This window comes from Zobellia laminariae, assembly GCF_030553095.1.
In the GTDB taxonomy this organism is placed as follows: Bacteria; Bacteroidota; Bacteroidia; order Flavobacteriales; family Flavobacteriaceae; genus Zobellia; species Zobellia laminariae.
On sequence record NZ_CP130738.1, the window covers coordinates 2,468,797 to 2,485,895 of the forward strand.

10 protein-coding genes and 4 pseudogenes are annotated in these 17,099 nt (G+C 38.0%); 12 read left to right on the plus strand and 2 right to left on the minus strand.

Translation table 11 applies throughout. The features are described 5' to 3' along the window. Positions 1-12: 12 nt before the first annotated feature. The 7 genes and pseudogenes from nrfD (at position 13) to Q5W13_RS11795 (ending at position 8,251) form a co-directional block, all read left to right on the plus strand. Positions 13-1,707: an NrfD/PsrC family molybdoenzyme membrane anchor subunit gene (gene nrfD, locus Q5W13_RS11765; RefSeq protein WP_438364186.1), complete on the plus strand. Its 1,695-nt coding sequence runs from the start codon at positions 13-15 to the stop codon at positions 1,705-1,707. 60 nt (positions 1,708-1,767) lie between these two features. Beyond that, entirely contained in the window at positions 1,768-2,298 is a 531-nt protein-coding gene (locus Q5W13_RS11770) for a DUF3341 domain-containing protein (RefSeq protein ID WP_155594810.1), read from the plus strand. A gap of 2 nt (positions 2,299-2,300) precedes the next feature. After that, positions 2,301-2,861, plus strand: coding sequence for a c-type cytochrome (locus tag Q5W13_RS11775; protein ID WP_304446419.1), 561 nt, complete (start codon positions 2,301-2,303; stop codon positions 2,859-2,861). Positions 2,862-2,877: 16 nt separating this feature from the next. After that, positions 2,878-4,232 (plus strand): annotated as a pseudogene (locus Q5W13_RS11780) (quinol:cytochrome C oxidoreductase). Between the two features lie 30 nt (positions 4,233-4,262). Next, the gene (locus Q5W13_RS11785) at positions 4,263-5,366 is read left to right on the plus strand and encodes a cytochrome c oxidase subunit II (RefSeq protein ID WP_304446420.1); all 1,104 of its coding nucleotides are present in this window, start codon (positions 4,263-4,265) and stop codon (positions 5,364-5,366) included. A 75-nt stretch (positions 5,367-5,441) separates the two neighbouring features. Then, positions 5,442-7,273, plus strand: a pseudogene (locus tag Q5W13_RS11790) (cytochrome c oxidase subunit I). Between the two features lie 156 nt (positions 7,274-7,429). Next, positions 7,430-8,251, plus strand: a complete 822-nt coding sequence (locus Q5W13_RS11795; protein ID WP_155594805.1) for a GIN domain-containing protein — start codon at positions 7,430-7,432, stop codon at positions 8,249-8,251. Positions 8,252-8,267: 16 nt separating this feature from the next. Here the strand turns inward: Q5W13_RS11795 and Q5W13_RS11800 are convergent, their stop codons facing one another. Further along, on the minus strand, positions 8,268-9,581 hold the full coding sequence (locus Q5W13_RS11800) for an acyl-CoA dehydrogenase family protein (RefSeq protein WP_304446421.1): 1,314 nt from the start codon (positions 9,579-9,581) through the stop codon (positions 8,268-8,270). Between the two features lie 44 nt (positions 9,582-9,625). Beyond that, positions 9,626-10,531, minus strand: coding sequence for an acyl-CoA dehydrogenase family protein (locus tag Q5W13_RS11805; protein ID WP_304446422.1), 906 nt, complete (start codon positions 10,529-10,531; stop codon positions 9,626-9,628). Between the two features lie 119 nt (positions 10,532-10,650). On the opposite strand from Q5W13_RS11805, the gene ruvB reads away from it, so the two are divergent. The 5 genes and pseudogenes from ruvB to ruvA all read left to right on the plus strand — a co-directional run bounded on the left by ruvB (position 10,651) and on the right by ruvA (position 17,094). Then, on the plus strand, positions 10,651-11,673 hold the full coding sequence (gene ruvB, locus Q5W13_RS11810) for a Holliday junction branch migration DNA helicase RuvB (protein ID WP_155594800.1): 1,023 nt from the start codon (positions 10,651-10,653) through the stop codon (positions 11,671-11,673). A gap of 1 nt (position 11,674) precedes the next feature. Continuing rightward, positions 11,675-12,595 (plus strand): tRNA epoxyqueuosine(34) reductase QueG, encoded by a 921-nt coding sequence (gene queG, locus Q5W13_RS11815; protein ID WP_304446423.1) that lies wholly within the window; start codon positions 11,675-11,677, stop codon positions 12,593-12,595. A gap of 121 nt (positions 12,596-12,716) precedes the next feature. Beyond that, positions 12,717-14,034 (plus strand): annotated as a pseudogene (locus Q5W13_RS11820) (MFS transporter). A gap of 119 nt (positions 14,035-14,153) precedes the next feature. After that, positions 14,154-16,456 (plus strand): annotated as a pseudogene (locus tag Q5W13_RS11825) (NADP-dependent malic enzyme). Between the two features lie 56 nt (positions 16,457-16,512). Further along, the gene (gene ruvA, locus Q5W13_RS11830) at positions 16,513-17,094 is read left to right on the plus strand and encodes a Holliday junction branch migration protein RuvA (protein WP_155594796.1); all 582 of its coding nucleotides are present in this window, start codon (positions 16,513-16,515) and stop codon (positions 17,092-17,094) included. Positions 17,095-17,099: the final 5 nt, after the last annotated feature.

The following is a 17,099-nucleotide window of genomic DNA, read 5'->3' on the forward strand; positions in this document are numbered from 1 at the left end:
TAATAGAATTATATGGCGTCGCATTACGAAGCACCTATACGAAAGCCCTTAGTTGTCGGGGATAAAGGCTACCACGATGTTAGTGTGGATATAGCCGCTCCGGTTGAGGGTAGGGCCAATAAGCATTGGTGGATTGTGTTTTCCATTGCCTTAGTGGCATTTCTTTGGGGTGTTGGTTGTATTATTTATACAGTCTCTACCGGTATTGGAACATGGGGTTTGAACAAGACCGTTAACTGGGCTTGGGATATTACTAACTTTGTTTGGTGGGTAGGTATCGGTCACGCGGGTACCTTAATATCCGCGGTACTATTATTGTTCCGTCAAAAATGGAGAATGGCTATTAACCGTTCAGCAGAGGCAATGACTATTTTCTCTGTTGTACAGGCGGGTCTTTTCCCAATTATTCACATGGGTCGTCCTTGGTTGGCGTACTGGGTATTACCTATTCCTAACCAATTTGGTTCGCTATGGGTAAACTTTAACTCACCGTTACTTTGGGATGTATTTGCAATTTCAACATACCTATCTGTATCATTAGTTTTCTGGTGGACAGGTTTGCTTCCAGATTTTGCTATGATTCGTGATAGAGCGGTACTTCCTTTTCAAAAGAAGATATATGGTCTTTTAAGTTTTGGATGGAGTGGTAGAGCTAAAGATTGGCAACGTTTTGAAGAAGTATCATTGGTTTTGGCCGGTTTAGCTACACCACTTGTACTTTCTGTGCATACCATTGTATCTTTTGACTTTGCAACGGCAGTAATCCCAGGATGGCATACAACAATATTCCCACCTTACTTTGTTGCAGGTGCAATTTTCTCTGGATTCGCAATGGTGAACACCCTTTTGATTATCATGCGTAAAGTATGTCACTTAGAGGATTATATTACTGTTCAGCATATTGAGTTAATGAACATCGTTATCATGTTAACAGGTTCTATTGTAGGGTGTGCTTACATCACAGAGCTGTTTATGGCGTGGTATTCTGGTGTTGAATATGAGCAATATGCATTCTTGAACAGAGCAACTGGACCTTACTGGTGGGCTTATTGGTCAATGATGACTTGTAATGTTTTCTCTCCACAGTTTATGTGGTTTAAAAAATTGCGTACAAGTATCATGTTCTCATTTGCAATATCTATTGTAGTGAACATAGGTATGTGGTTTGAGCGTTTTGTAATTATTGTTACTTCGCTTCACCGTGATTACCTTCCGTCTTCATGGACTATGTTCTCTCCAACGTTTGTAGATATAGGTATTTTTGTAGGTACTATTGGGTTCTTCTTTGTGTTGTTCTTATTATACGCTAGAACATTCCCAGTAATTGCTCAAGCAGAGGTTAAGTCTATCCTGAAATCATCAGGAAGCAAGTATAAGAAATTGAGAGATGCAGGTCAGCCACTATATCAGATTACTAAATTAACTGATACGGCTGCTAAAGAAGAAGTTATTACTGATGATGTTTTGATGGGTGAAGTTGTTCCTCAGCAAGATACTAGTGAAAGTGTATCGGAGCTTTTAAGTACCATTGGTAAATTTGATGCTACTAAAGAGACGGCAGATAACCTTAAAGAAATCAAAGGTGTTGGACCGCAGATGGAAGCAACTCTTAATGGAATTGGAATTTTCACTTTTGCCCAAGTAGGTAGAATGACCAATAAAGAGTATGATTTGTTAGATTCAATTACGGAATCGTTCCCAGAGTAGGGCACAAAGAGATGATTGGGCAGGTCAAGCAAGATTATTAAACAATAAGAAACAATAGCTATGGCATCTAAAGCGATACATGCATATTATGATGATGATGACGTCCTAATGCTTGCCGTTAAAAGGGTAAAAGCAGCCAAGCATCACATCGAAGAAGTATATTGTCCATTTCCTGTTCATGGTTTGGACAAAGCAATGGGTCTGGCTCCGACTCGTATTGCCATTACATCGTTCATTTACGGCTGTATTGGTCTTTCTGTAGCTACTCTTATGATGAATTATATCATGATAGAAGATTGGCCTCAGGACATTGGTGGTAAGCCAAGTTTTAGTTATATAGAGAATATGCCTTCTTTCGTTCCAATTATGTTCGAGCTTACGGTTTTCTTTGCAGCTCACTTGATGGTTATAACCTTTTATATGAGAAGTCGTTTATGGCCTTTTAAAGAAGCTGAAAATCCAGATGTCCGTACTACTGATGACCATTTTTTAATGGAAATTGATATTCATGACAATGAGAAAGAATTGAAGGATCTGTTGTTGGATACAGGGGCAGTAGAGATAAACATAGTTGAAAAAACCAGTCATTAAATATGAACAGTTTTAGCAAAATAGGAATCGTTTTTGGGTTGCTACTGTGTGTTACGGCTTGCGCCGATAAGAACAGTCCCAACTATCAATATATGCCTAACATGTACGAGCCGGTTGGTTACGAGGCCTACGGAGAGGTAGACTTCCTTCCAAATCGTCAAGAGGCTATGGCTCCGCCAGCAAATACAATTTCACGTGGATGGATACCTTATAGGTATGAGAACACACCTGAAGGTAAAGAGTTGGCAAGAATTCAAAAAAGTCCTTTAGATTCATTGAATATGGAGGAGGATTTGGCCGTTGGTGGTCAGTTGTATACCATATATTGTGCTATTTGTCACGGTGATAAGGGAGATGGGCAAGGTACACTAGTTAAGAGAGAGAAGATTTTGGGAGTTCCAAAATATTCGGATCCAGCTAGGAATATTACAATTGGTACTACTTACCATACTATTCATTACGGATTGAACTCCATGGGCTCCTATGCGTCTCAGATGAATACAAAAGAGATGTGGCAAGTTTCAGAGTACGTGATGAAATTGAAACAAGACTTAACTAAATAATACTTAGAAAAGGGATATGTATACGTTTTCAAACAAATTAAAGATCGGTTCCTTTATTTTAATGGCTCTTGGGATACTAGGTATTGCTATCGGATTCATATCGGCACCTAGTACAGTCGAGGAGGCAAAAGCTATAGTTGCCAGTCATGGTGATGGGCACGGAGATGCACATGGTGCAGTTGATGCGCATCAGGTAACCGCTCATGAAGTTTCTACGGAAGCTCACGGAGAAGCTGCCGAAGCACATGGAGGGTCTCATGATTCTTCTCACGATGAACACCTTTTACATCAATTACAGAACAAGCCATGGGCAGCATTATATGTTGCGGCATTCTTTTTCTTTATGATTGCTTTAGGTGTATTGGCTTTTTATGCCATACAGAGGGCCGCCCAAGCGGGTTGGTCTCCTTTGCTTTTTAGAGTAATGGAAGGTATAACGTCTTATTTGGTACCTTATGTGGTATTATTGTATTCGTGATATTAGCCTTATCTATGTTTCACATGAATCACCTTTTTGTATGGGCTGATGCTGATGTTGTTGCAAATGATCACCTTTTGCAAGGGAAATCAGGTTACTTAAACCCTACATTCTTTTTGATTCGTGCAGCTATATTTTTGGGAGGATGGATATTTTATAGAGAATACTCTAGGAAATTATCATTGAAACAAGATGAATCCGATGATAATTCTAGTTTTAAATTAAACTTCAGAATATCTGCAGCTTTTTTAGTTTTTTATCTGATTTCAGAATCAATTATGTCTTGGGACTGGATTATGAGTGTTGATCCTCACTGGTTCAGTACACTATTCGGATGGTACGTTTTTGCTAGTATGTTTGTATCTGGTATTACTGTAATAGCTATGGTAACTATATACTTAAAGTCTAGAGGATATTTGCCAGATGTAAATGATAGTCATATACATGATTTAGCTAAATTCATGTTCGGTATCAGTATTTTTTGGACGTACCTTTGGTTTTCGCAATTCATGTTGATTTGGTATTCTAACATTCCTGAAGAGATTACATATTTCATAACAAGAATAGAAGATTATAGATTGCCGTTCTTTGGGATGATTGCAATGAACTTTTTGTTCCCTGTATTACTTTTAATGAATAGCGATTATAAGCGTCTTAACTGGTTTGTTATCATGGCAGGTGTTGTTATTCTTGGAGGGCATTACATGGACATTTTCAATATGATTATGCCATCAACTGTAGGTGACCAATGGTTTATAGGTATTCCTGAAATAGGAGCTGTACTTTTCTTTGCAGGCTTATTTATTTTCTGGGTGTTCCGTGCTTTGACAACTGCGCCTTTACAGCCTAAACGTAATCCGTTTATTGAGGAAAGCAGACATTTTCATTATTAGTATTTTTAACGTATAATAGTAGAACATACGATGACTACATTATTGACTTTAGTGGTTTTGGCCCTTGTGGCGATAGCGATTTGGCAGATGACGAAGATTTTCGAATTGTCGCAGCTCAAGGCCGAAAATTCTCAAATAGCCAACGATTCGGATAACAAGACGAACGGATACCTTCTGTTTGCATTTCTTATCTTCATCTACGGAATTACAATTTTCAGTTTCTGGAAATATTCTAAATTCTTGCTTCCTGAAGCAGGTTCTGCACATGGTGCCGAATATGATTCACTAATGTTGGTGTCTTTCGTAATCATTTTTATGGTTCAAACACTTACGCAGGGATTATTACATTATTTTGGTTACAAGTATCGTGGGGTAAAGGGTAAAAGAGCTCTTTTCTTTGCAGATAGTGATCGTTTAGAATTTATATGGACTATTATTCCGGTCATTGTTTTATCTGGTCTTATTCTTTGGGGATTGTATACGTGGACTACTATAATGGATATTAACGATGACGATGATCCTTTAATTGTAGAGCTTTATGCACAGCAATTTAACTGGACTGCTAGATATGGCGGCGAAGATAATGTCCTTGGTAAAGCTAACGTTAGAATGATTGATATTGACAAAGCCAATGTTCTTGGTTTAGATGAATCTGATACGTATGCTGCTGACGATATTATTGTAAAAGAACTTCATTTACCGGTAGGTAGAAAAGTAAACTTTAAAATGCGTTCTCAAGACGTATTGCACTCTGCATATATGCCTCATTTTAGAGCGCAGATGAATTGTGTTCCTAGTATGATTACGCAATTTTCTTTTACACCTATATATACTACAGAAGAGATGAGGCAAAATCCAGATGTAGCGGATAAGGTAAAACGTACGAATATAATCAGAGCTGAAAGAGCTTCTAAGGGGGAGGATAATTCTGACCCTTGGGAATTTGATTATATCTTGCTTTGTAATAAAATATGTGGAAAGTCTCACTATAACATGCAAATGAAAATTATTGTTGAGACGCAAGAGGAGTATGATGCTTGGATAGCTGAACAGAAAACCTTTGGGCAGAGTGTGATGGGTCAGGCATCAACAGATGAATTCAATAATATTGAGTCCGCTACTGCTGTTAATTAATACGCACTAACGTATTAGTAATAGGTTGTCGGGAAGAGCTTTGAAAGAAAATTTTAAAATTAAAGAATAACAAATATGTCTGTTACTGCAAATGCACAGGTTGATGATCATGCACATGACGATCACGAGCATCACCACAAACAAACCTTTGTAACCAAATATATATTTAGTCAAGATCATAAAATGATCTCTAAACAATATTTGATTCTTGGTGTATTCGTTATGGGGGCAATTGGTATTGCAATGTCTCTTTTGTTTCGAATGCAATTGGCTTGGCCTGGAGAATCTTTTTCTGTCTTTGAGGCTTTATTAGGGAAATGGGCACCAGAAGGTGTTATGGATGCAGATGTATACTTAGCGTTAGTTACCATACATGGTACTATCATGGTGTTCTTTGTATTAACTCAGGGCTTAAGTGGAACGTTTAGTAACTTGCTTATTCCGTTACAGATTGGTGCCAGGGATATGGCATCAGGTTTCATGAACATGTTGTCCTTCTGGATGTTTTTCGTTTCATGTATCATAATGTTATCTTCCTTATTTTTGGAAGCAGGACCAGCTGCAGCAGGATGGACAATTTATCCTCCATTAAGTGCTTTACCTATGGCTCAACCAAGGTTCTGGTATGGGTATGACGCTTTGGTTGGTAGCAATGGCAATATTTATTGCTTCATCACTTATAGGGTCTTTGAATTACGTGGTAACGGTAATTAACCTTCGTACGAAGGGGATGTCTATGACAAGATTACCTTTAACTATTTGGGCATTTTTTGTAACAGCTATTATTGGTATTATATCGTTCCCTGTATTATTATCAGCTGCATTATTGTTGATAATGGATAGAAGTTTTGGTACATCATTCTTCTTGTCCGATATATTCATACAAGGTGAAGTTTTACATTACCAAGGTGGTTCTCCTGTGTTATATGAACACCTTTTCTGGTTCTTGGGTCACCCTGAGGTTTACATTGTAATTTTACCAGCAATGGGTATTGTATCTGAGGTAATGGCGGTAAATGCTAGAAAACCTATTTTTGGATATCGTGCAATGATTGCCTCTATTTTGGCAATTGCTTTCTTATCGACTATCGTTTGGGGTCACCATATGTTTATCTCTGGTATGAACCCGTTCTTAGGATCGGTATTTACATTTACGACTTTATTAATTGCTATACCATCTGCAGTAAAAGCCTTTAACTGGATTACTACACTTTGGAAAGGTAACCTACAATTGAATCCGGCCATGTTGTTTTCAATTGGTATGGTTTCTACCTTTATTACTGGGGGGCTTACAGGTATTGTTTTAGGTGATAGTACATTGGATATTAATGTTCATGATACGTATTTTGTAATTGCTCACTTCCACTTGGTAATGGGTATATCTGCACTATACGGTATGTTTGCTGGTATTTACCACTGGTTCCCTATAATGTTCGAAGGTAAAATGATGAACAAGAACTTAGGCTATGTCCATTTCTGGATTACTGCTGTTGGTTCGTATGGTATATTCTTTCCAATGCACTTTGTAGGTATGGCAGGTGTTCCAAGACGTTACTATGAGAATACAGCTTTCCCTATGTTTGATGAATTGACAGATATTCAGGTATTGATGACCGTGTTTGCAATCATTACAGCAAGTGCACAACTTATATTTGTGTTCAACTTTGTAAGAAGTATTTTCTACGGTAAAGTTGGACCTAGAAACCCATGGCAAGCAACTACTTTGGAATGGACTACACCGCAAGAGCATATTCATGGTAACTGGCCTTGGTGCTATTCCTGAAGTTCACCGTTGGGCTTATGATTATAGCAAGGTAGATGAGAATGATGAGTATATCATTCCAGGACAAGATTTTGTTCCACAGACAGTGCCATTACAGAAAGATGAAGAAGAGCTTCAGCATTAAATTATAGATTAACTCAAATAAAAATGCCTAACTTTTATAGTTAGGCATTTTTTTTGATACATTTATTTCAGTTCCTTTCCTGATAAGAACAATAAAAGATACATTCGCAGATTATAAGATATTAACCTAACCCACTTGTAACAAAGACACTATACCATGAGAATATCAGTTTTTCTATTTGCTTTATTAATTTCGTTTCAAGCCTTTTCTCAACGCAAACCAAAAATAAAGGGTAACAAAGTAGTAGTAGATGTTTATCAAGAATTGCCACCTTTTCATGCTATTGAATTACGGGATGACCTTGAAATTATATTACATGATTCAACGGAAGAAGGGATAGCGATAACTGCTGATGATAATCTTATTGATGTTCTTAGATTTAAGGTAGAGGATAGTGTTTTGCAAATCAGTTCGTTTTATAATATCACACGAAAGAAGAAGTTAGAAATCACCGTTAATTATATTTATCTAGAATCTATTACTATGTATGATGGTGAGATAGATATGGATGGAGCTATTACTTCAAAAGATCTTTATGTGGATATGCATGAATCATCTAAGTTGAACTTGAATGCAGATGCCGAAGTCTTTAATATTAATATGGAAGGCAATAGTTCAGGTGAATTCAATTTAAAAGGGCAAGAAGTCAATTTGGTGCTTAAAGATAGAATAGACGTTAAAATATTTTCCAATAGTGATTTGAGTAATGTTAAGATGTACAAAAATGCAACGGCCATATTGGAAGGAACTACCTATGAATTATATGCCAATCTTTTAGAGAATTCAAAGATGAAAGGAGAAAAGCTAGAAGCGGAAGCTATTTACCTTACTATAGAAGAATCTGCCGATGCAGATGTTCGTCCAACCAAAACCTTACAACTTACTTCTAGCGGTAGCGCTAAAACGCACTTATATGGTGAAGGCAAGGTAGAGATAATAGATTTTCTAGATACCTCTTCATTGCTTAAAGAAAAATAGTAGAACAATTTATACTCTACTTTGCAATAGGCGCACTCATGCAGTGCTCAGGAATACCAAAGCCATCTACTAAGACTTCAATATGAGGTCTTAGCTCGGTGCATAAGCGTTCTACGCGTTGGCGTATTGCCTTTGATTTGGTTCCGCCAATATAACCTTGTTCTAGATACCACTCTGCATCTTGTCGTATGGTACGTAATGCATGAAGTGTACCCAACTTCTGGAACAAAGCACGATTCTTATCATCTTCTATGGTTTCTACAAAGTCACAATATGTAGTATAGGCCAAGTCGTTACTATAAGCTTTTCCTAAGGCAACTAAATGACTTTGTACTTTTAAAAAGGCTTGGTATGACGGCACTCCCTTTTTTATATAATCTCTAATGCGCATTGCCAATGAATAGGTGAGGCGTCTCGTATGATAATCAAAAGCATGTTTATGAAATTTAGGATTGTACAAATGGTCCTTGTCTATCTTATTTGTGTAGATAGGGTTAATGGTCGTTAACTTATCATTTATTTGTATACCTAGTATTTTCAAAACAGCAGAGAACCCAGCGCTATTAAATTCCGATTTAAAGTCAGATAGAACCCCTTTGGCAGCCAATAATAGCAATACGGTATTATCACCTTCAAAAGTGGTAAAGATATCTACATCTCCTTTTAGGTCTGCTATTCGGTTTTCTAATAGATACCCTTTTCCGCCACAGGCTTCACGACATTCTTGAATAGTGTCGTTCGCGTACCAAGTAATTATCGACTTTAATCCAGCTACCTGAGTTTCTACTTTACGCTTATCTGGTTGGGATGGGTCACAATACTGTTGCATCATCTTGTCAAGAGTAACATGGTACACATAGGCACTCGCTACTAAAGGTGTGAGACGCAATTGATGAGTAGGGTAGTCCATTAAAAGGTCTTCTTGCACTTTTATGCTGTCATTAAACTGTCTTCGCTTTAATGCGTGTTTAATAGCAACGGCTAAAGCGAATTTAGTGCCTCCTAGGCCTGCTCTTGCTACACAAATTCTTCCGCCTACCAAAGTTCCCAACATGGTAAAGAAACGCTTGTTAGGGTTTTTTATGTCCGAATAGTAGGTGCCATCTTCTTTGATGTCCCCATATTTATTCAATAAATTTTCTCTAGGTACAGCTACTTGGTTAAACCATATTTTACCATTATCAACTCCGTTAAGACCCAATTTGTAGCCATTGTCTTCCACGATTACACCGGGCAAAAGCTCATGTTTCTCATTTCTGAGTGGAACGAGAATAGCGTGTACGCCTTCGTTTTTTCCGTTAACAATAAGTTGGGCGAATACGGAGGCCATCTTGGAATGTAATGCATTGCCAATATATTCTTTGTTGTCGTTTTTTATGGGGTATGAATAACGATTTGGTTTGTCTTGTTGTCGTAAGTGGCAGTTGTTTTAATGCCACGCACATTGGAACCGTGGCCTGTTTCGGTCATGGCAAAGCAGCCCAAGATTTCTGTCTTGCCTGTTTTTGATAAATACTGGTCGTGGTGTTTTTTTGTTCCTAATTTTTGTATGCTTCCGCCAAAGAGTCCAAATTGAACACCGAATTTTATTGATAGGCTACCATCGGCAAACATCATATTCTCGAACATATAGGCATAGCCTTCCATATCATTGGCTCCGCCGTAAGCTTCTGGGTATGCCATGGCACCATAGCCTCTATCTGCTAAAAACTTTACTTGGTTCAGAACAACCTCTCTAAAGTCTTCTTTGTTTCTATGAACGTCCCATTTAAAAATAGGGTTTGCAAGCACCTCTCTAAAATCATCAATGACTTTGGCATGCTTTCCTTTTAAAATAGTATCAATTTCATTTGCATTATAAAAATCGGAGGTAGCTTCATGGGCTACTTCCACATCAAAGAGATGGTTGTAGTGGTTAGGTTGAATGCCTAACTGTATTTCAATATGTTTTAATTGTTCGTTAAATGGACAGTCGCCTTTATAGTGGGAAACTACTTTTTGACTGAAAGTAGCTAAAGGGTACGTTTCACTTTCAACCAATTTTACTGCCGAGTTAGAAATCGTCTGTTTCCATTTTTTTAGTTCCGAATTGGGAGGCGGGTTACTGGTATCTAGCCATGCAAGTAACTGTATCCTATTTTTCTCAGATAGGGTTTTGTCTGCATCTATAGCATTTTGTACTACATTGATTTCTGATGCCGTAAGCAGGTCGTCCGACCAGATGACGTAGAAAAAAGGAATGTATTGAAGTATTTCTGAAGCGTAAGTGGAGTCTTGCATGGAATGAAATTACGAAAATTATTTTCACAAAAACTAGGTTTCTTGCTATATAGGAAACGATAGATTAGGGTCATGAAGTATAGTGGGCTTGTTTCTTTTTCTGCTATCTTTGTTTTGATATGAACGAGTACTTAGACGCCGAGGGAGATAATTTCACCCCTGAGGAATTTGATATAGAAAGAGCTTTACGCCCCATAAGTTTTGATGACTTTACGGGCCAAGAGCAAGTGTTGGAGAATTTAAAGGTTTTTGTGGAAGCGGCCAACCAAAGGGGAGAAGCGCTAGATCACACCTTGTTTCATGGCCCTCCAGGTTTAGGTAAAACCACTTTGGCACATATTCTGGCGAGTGAATTGGGAGTGGGGATCAAAATTACTTCTGGTCCAGTTTTAGACAAACCGGGCGATCTTGCTGGTCTGCTTACCAATTTAGATGAGCGAGATGTCCTTTTTATTGATGAAATCCATCGGTTAAGTCCAATTGTAGAGGAGTACCTGTATTCTGCAATGGAAGATTATAAAATTGATATTATGATTGAGTCGGGTCCTAATGCCCGATCTGTACAGATAAATTTGAATCCGTTTACGCTAATAGGGGCTACCACTAGATCAGGGTTGTTAACAGCACCCATGCGTGCACGTTTTGGTATTCAGAGCCGTTTACAATACTATTCTACAGAGTTGCTTTCAACAATTGTTGAGCGTAGTGCAGAAATTTTAAAAGTGGCAATTACCCAAGATGCCGCAATTGAGATTGCAGGCAGGAGTAGGGGAACACCTAGAATCTGTAATGCCCTATTGAGAAGAGTGCGTGATTTTGCTCAGATAAAAGGGAATGGTAGTATTGATATGGAAATCTCAAAGTTCAGTCTAAAAGCATTGAATGTTGATGCGCATGGTCTGGACGAGATGGATAATAAGATTCTAACTACAATCATAGATAAATTTAAAGGAGGCCCTGTTGGTATAACTACGCTGGCTACGGCAGTTTCTGAAAGTGCCGAAACTATTGAAGAAGTATATGAACCCTTTTTAATACAACAAGGTTTTATCATGCGAACGCCACGTGGTCGTGAAGTAACTGATTTGGCCTATAAACACTTGGGAAGGCTCAAAGGCGGAGTACAACCTGGGCTGTTTTAATATGAACTCCAAAGAGAAATACTCAGAACTAATTAAAACCGAAGCCAAGCGCCTCGGTTTTTTGTCCTGTGGTATTTCTAAAGCCGATTTTTTAGAAGAGGAAGCTCCTCGACTTGAAAAATGGTTAAATAATAACATGAACGGCGAAATGTCGTACATGGCCAATCATTTTGATAAACGACTAGACCCACGTTTATTGGTTGATGGCGCTAAGTCCGTTATTTCTTTGTTGCTCAATTATTATCCTGAAGAAACACAGGAAGATGACACGTATAAAATATCTAAGTATGCCTATGGGCATGATTATCATCACGTCATTAAATCAAAATTACGTGAACTTCAAAATTTCATCTCCGAAAATATAGGTGAGGTAGGAGGAAGGGCTTTTGTAGATTCTGCTCCGGTACTGGATAAGGCGTGGGCTGCAAAAAGCGGATTAGGTTGGATAGGCAAGCACAGTAATTTGCTCACCCAGCAGGTAGGCTCTTTTTATTTCATTGCCGAACTTATTGTTGATTTGGATTTAGAATATGATACTCGTGTTACGGACCACTGTGGTACCTGTACCGCCTGTATAGATTCTTGCCCAACGGAGGCTATTGTTGAGCCGTATGTAGTGGATGGCAGTAAATGTATTTCATACTTTACCATAGAGCTTAAAAATGAAATTCCAACGGAGTTTGAAGGTAAGTTTGATGATTGGGCCTTTGGCTGTGATGTGTGTCAAGACGTGTGCCCTTGGAACCGTTTTTCAAAACCACATAGAGAGCCATTATTTAATCCTCACCCAGAGTTATTATCAATGTCAAAAAAAGATTGGGAAGAAATTACCGAGGATGTGTTTAGAAAGGTTTTTCAGAAATCTGCAGTAAAACGAACAAAATTCTCTGGTTTGCAGCGAAACATCAAGTTTTTAAAATAACTGTTCATCCAACGAAAACGTTAGAGTTCGTCAACTTTTAGATTTTACTGTTAAGTTCTTTCCAGTGGAGGATTTATTGTTCTATCTTGTTAGGTAGTTTTTAGACCAAAACCAACTTCAAATGAACTTTATTAAAAAACCTAGCTTAAGTTTTTGGCAGATTTTCAATATGAACGTGGGCTTTCTCGGCATTCAGTTTAGTTTTGGACTTCAGCAAACTGCAATCAATCCTGTTTTTCTATTTTTAGGTGCTCCAGAAGATATGTTGCCTATTTTAAATATAGCGGGACCGGTTACGGGATTAATAATTCAACCTATAATAGGAGCTATATCAGATAAAAGCCTGGTCACCTCGTTTTGGTAGGCGTAAGCCCTTTTTCTTAATTGGAGCCATCATAGGAAGTATCTGTTTATTCGCATTTCCATTAAGTCCGGCCTTATGGTTCGCCGTAGGTCTACTGTGGATTTTAGATGTGGGAAACAATATGGCCATGGAACCTTACCGTGCTTTTGTGGGAGACAAATTACCTGAAAAGCAATTGAGTCTTGGATATCAAATGCAAAGTTTATTTGTTGGTGCCGGTATTGTTTTGGCCAATGCCTCAATTTTTTTATTTCAAGATTGGTTCAGTGTAGATGATGTTGTAGATATGGCAGGTTCCATTCCAAAATGGTTGTACTATTCCTTTTTCATTGGCGCCTTCTTATCGGTAGCTACCATTCTGTGGTCAGTTTTGAAAACACCTGAAATTCCACCGTCAGAAGAAGAGCTTGAAGAGATAAAAGCGCATAAGGCAATGTCATATGGTCAACGGTTCAATATGCCTTTCGTAGAGATAACGAAAGCAATTAAAGAAATGCCTTCTTTCATGTGGAAGCTCTCGGTAGTTTATCTTTTTCAGTGGTACGCCCTTTTTGTGTATTGGCAGTTTATAACACCTTTGTTCATGAGTACAATGGGTTTTAATCTTTCCGAAGCGGCTGCTCAGTCTGCAAAAATGAGTACTACGTACAATATTACAACTATGATTGTGGCTTTGGCTTTGGTTCCATTAGCCCTTAAATATGGAAGTAAAAAAATCTATGCGGCAAGCTTACTGGGAACCGGTCTTGCACTTTTTGCTATCCCGTATATTTCCGATTCAATTTATGTGTTATTTCCGATGGTTTTCTTTGGTATAGGATGGGCGGCAATGATGGGTATACCTTATACCATGGTGGCCAAGATTGTTCCACAAGATAGGAGAGGCGTGTATATGGGTATTTTAAATATGATGATTGTTATTCCCATGGGTATAGAAACGGTAACATTTGGGCCTATTTTTAAAAACCTTCTTGGGGGTAATGCTGTCAACGCAATTCTATTTGCAGGTACGTTTTTTATCCTTGCCAGTATATTTTCATTACGGTTAAACGTAAAAGCTGATAAGGAGGGGTAAATTGCTTAAAACCTGGTTTTGTTGTGTAGCAGATTGTCTTCTTGAAAAATTATACGGTTCACGCGCTACACTTATCCGTTGAATACTCTTAAATTTGTTTTCTAAAATCTAATGGACTTATGGGCAATGAAAAACTGAGAAGGGAAGCATTAATATATCATGCTAAACCGCAGCCTGGAAAATAAAAATCGTTCCTACAAAACCGTATTCTACACAACGCGATCTGGCTTTGGCCTATTCGCCGTAAGTGTGGCAGAACCTTGTCTTTGAAATTGCAAAGGATAAAGAGAATGTATATAAGTATACCTCTAAAGGTAATCTTGTTGCTATAATATCTAACGGTACCGCTGTTTTGGGTCTGGGCAATATTGGTCCAGAAGCTTCTAAACCTGTTATGGAAGGTAAAGGATTGTTGTTCAAGATTTTTGCTGATATAGATGGCATAGATATAGAGGTTGATACTGAAGATGTAGATAAATTTGTTGAGACTGTAAAAATGATAGCTCCTACTTTTGGGGGTATCAATTTAGAGGATATAAAAGCCCCGGAAGCTTTTGAAATAGAAAGAAGGCTAAAAGAAGAGCTTAATATTCCGGTGATGCATGATGATCAACATGGTACGGCAATTATTTCAGCCGCAGCATTACTAAATGCCCTTGAATTATCTGAAAAGAAAATGGAGGAGGCACGTATAGTAATAAGTGGCGCTGGTGCTGCAGCTGTATCTTGTACCAAGTTGTATAAGGCATTTGGAGCTAAAGCCGAAAATATTGTCATGTTAGACAGTAAGGGGGTTATTAGAAAAGATGCTGAGAATTTATCGGCTTCTAAAAAAGAATTTGCAACAGATAGAAAAATAGATACGCTTTCTGAAGCAATGGTAGATGCAGATGTATTTGTAGGATTATCTATCGCTAATATTGTAACTGCAGACATGTTAATGTCAATGGCTAAAAATCCTATTGTGTTTGCAATGGCCAATCCTGATCCAGAGGTAAGTTATGATTTGGCTGTAAAGACTCGTAAAGACATTATTATGGCTACGGGGCGCTCAGATCATCCTAATCAGGTGAACAACGTACTAGGTTTTCCTTTTATTTTTAGAGGAGCTCTAGATGTTCGTGCTACAACTATTAATGAAGAGATGAAAATGGCCGCTGTTAAAGCATTGGCCGAACTTACCAAGCAACCTGTTCCAGAGCAAGTAAATATTGCTTATGGCGAAACAAGGTTGACTTTTGGTAAAGAATATATAATTCCAAAACCTTTTGATCAGCGTTTGATAGCTGAAATTCCACCTGCCGTAGCTAAAGCTGCAATGGATAGTGGTGTGGCTAAGAATCCTATTGAAGATTGGGGTCGTTACAAAGAGGAGTTATTACAACGTTCTGGTAATGACAATAAAGTGGTGCGTTTATTGCACAACCGGGCAAAAATGAATAAAAAACGTATTGTTTTTGCTGAGGCTGACCATTTGGATGTACTTAAGACTGCGCAAATTGTTTATGAAGAAGGTATTGCAGAACCTATTCTTTTAGGGCGAAAAGAGGTTATTCTAGAGTTAAAAAAGGAGATAGATTTTAATGCTGATATAGAAATTTTAGATCCGACTTCTAACGAGTTCGATGAAAAACATATACGCTACGCGACCAAGTTCTGGGAAAGCAGAAAAAGAAGTGGTACCACACTTTATAGCGCTAAAATAAGAATGAGACAGCGTAACTACTTTGGTGCTATGATGGTACTTGAAGGAGATGCGGATGGAATGATTTCTGGGTATTCAAGAGCCTATCCAACGGTAGTAAAACCTATTCTTGAGGTTATAGGTAGAGCTTCAAACGTTAAGAAGGTATCTACCGTAAACATCATGATTACCGATAAAGGACCTTTATTCTTATCCGATACTTCTATAAACATTGATCCAACTGCAGAAGAGATTGCAGAGATAGCGCAGAATGCAGCAAATGTTGCGTCTACTTTTGGTTTTGAACCTGTATTGGCTTTGTTGTCTTATGCAAACTTTGGTTCATCTAGCCATCCTCATGCTAAAAAAGTAAGAGAAGCGGTTAGAATTTTACATGAAAGAAATCCTGATTTGGTAGTTGATGGTGAGATTCAAACGGATTTTGCATTGAATAAGGAATTATTACAGAGTCAGTTTCCTTTTTCTAAACTAGCTGGCAAGAAAGTCAATACCTTGATTTTTCCTAACCTAGAAGCTGCAAACATCACTTATAAATTATTGAAAGAATTAAACCAGTCAGATAGTATCGGTCCAATCATGGTTGGTCTAAGAAGATCAGTTCATATTCTTCAATTAGGAGCAAGTGTAGATGAAATGGTAAATATGACGGCGGTTGCGGTTATAGATGCCCAAGAAAGAGAAAAAAGGAAAAAGGCCAAATCAACACAGGCTAAATAAAAAGTGATTGTCCGGCTGTCATGGCCGGACAAAATAACCCCAAAACCACACCGGACATGATAACCCATCTTAAAGGCAAACTTGTAGAAAAGAATCCAACATATGTAGTAATAGAATGTGGTGGAGTGGGGTATTTTGTAAATATTTCTTTGAATACTTTTTCTAAAATAGGGGATTCAGAGAGTATTAGTTTATTCACCCATCTTCAGGTGAAGGAAGATTCACACACGTTATTCGGTTTTTCTGAAAGGTCTGAACGTGAAATTTTTCGTCTTTTATTATCGGTTTCCGGTATAGGTTCAAGTACAGCAAGAACCATGCTTTCTTCATTGGAACCTGCTCAAATTAGAGATGCTATTGCTAATGGGGACGTGCCTACAATTCAATCTATCAAAGGCATAGGAGCCAAAACAGCCCAAAGGGTAATCCTAGACCTTCGTGACAAGATTTTAAAAGTTTACGATATAGGCGAAGTTTCCGCACTTGCGAACAATACTAATAAAGAAGAAGCGTTATCTGCTTTAGAGGTTCTTGGCTTTGTAAGAAGACAAGCCGAAAAGGTAGTTGATAAAGTACTCACCCAAGATCCCTCGCTCAGCGTAGAGAACATAATTAAACTTGCGCTTAAAAATTTATAACAAGT

Excerpts from the sequence above, each read along its gene's own strand:
- nrfD (WP_438364186.1), top strand. The coding sequence starts at position 13 with ATGGCGTCGCATTACGAAGCACCTATACGAAAGCCCTTAGTTGTCGGG.
- Q5W13_RS11770 (WP_155594810.1), top strand. The coding sequence starts at position 1,768 with ATGGCATCTAAAGCGATACATGCATATTATGATGATGATGACGTCCTA.
- Q5W13_RS11775 (WP_304446419.1), top strand. The coding sequence starts at position 2,301 with ATGAACAGTTTTAGCAAAATAGGAATCGTTTTTGGGTTGCTACTGTGT.
- Q5W13_RS11785 (WP_304446420.1), top strand. The coding sequence starts at position 4,263 with ATGACTACATTATTGACTTTAGTGGTTTTGGCCCTTGTGGCGATAGCG.
- Q5W13_RS11795 (WP_155594805.1), top strand. The coding sequence starts at position 7,430 with ATGAGAATATCAGTTTTTCTATTTGCTTTATTAATTTCGTTTCAAGCC.
- Q5W13_RS11800 (WP_304446421.1), bottom strand. The coding sequence starts at position 9,581 with ATGGCCTCCGTATTCGCCCAACTTATTGTTAACGGAAAAAACGAAGGC.
- Q5W13_RS11805 (WP_304446422.1), bottom strand. The coding sequence starts at position 10,531 with ATGCAAGACTCCACTTACGCTTCAGAAATACTTCAATACATTCCTTTT.
- ruvB (WP_155594800.1), top strand. The coding sequence starts at position 10,651 with ATGAACGAGTACTTAGACGCCGAGGGAGATAATTTCACCCCTGAGGAA.
- queG (WP_304446423.1), top strand. The coding sequence starts at position 11,675 with ATGAACTCCAAAGAGAAATACTCAGAACTAATTAAAACCGAAGCCAAG.
- ruvA (WP_155594796.1), top strand. The coding sequence starts at position 16,513 with ATGATAACCCATCTTAAAGGCAAACTTGTAGAAAAGAATCCAACATAT.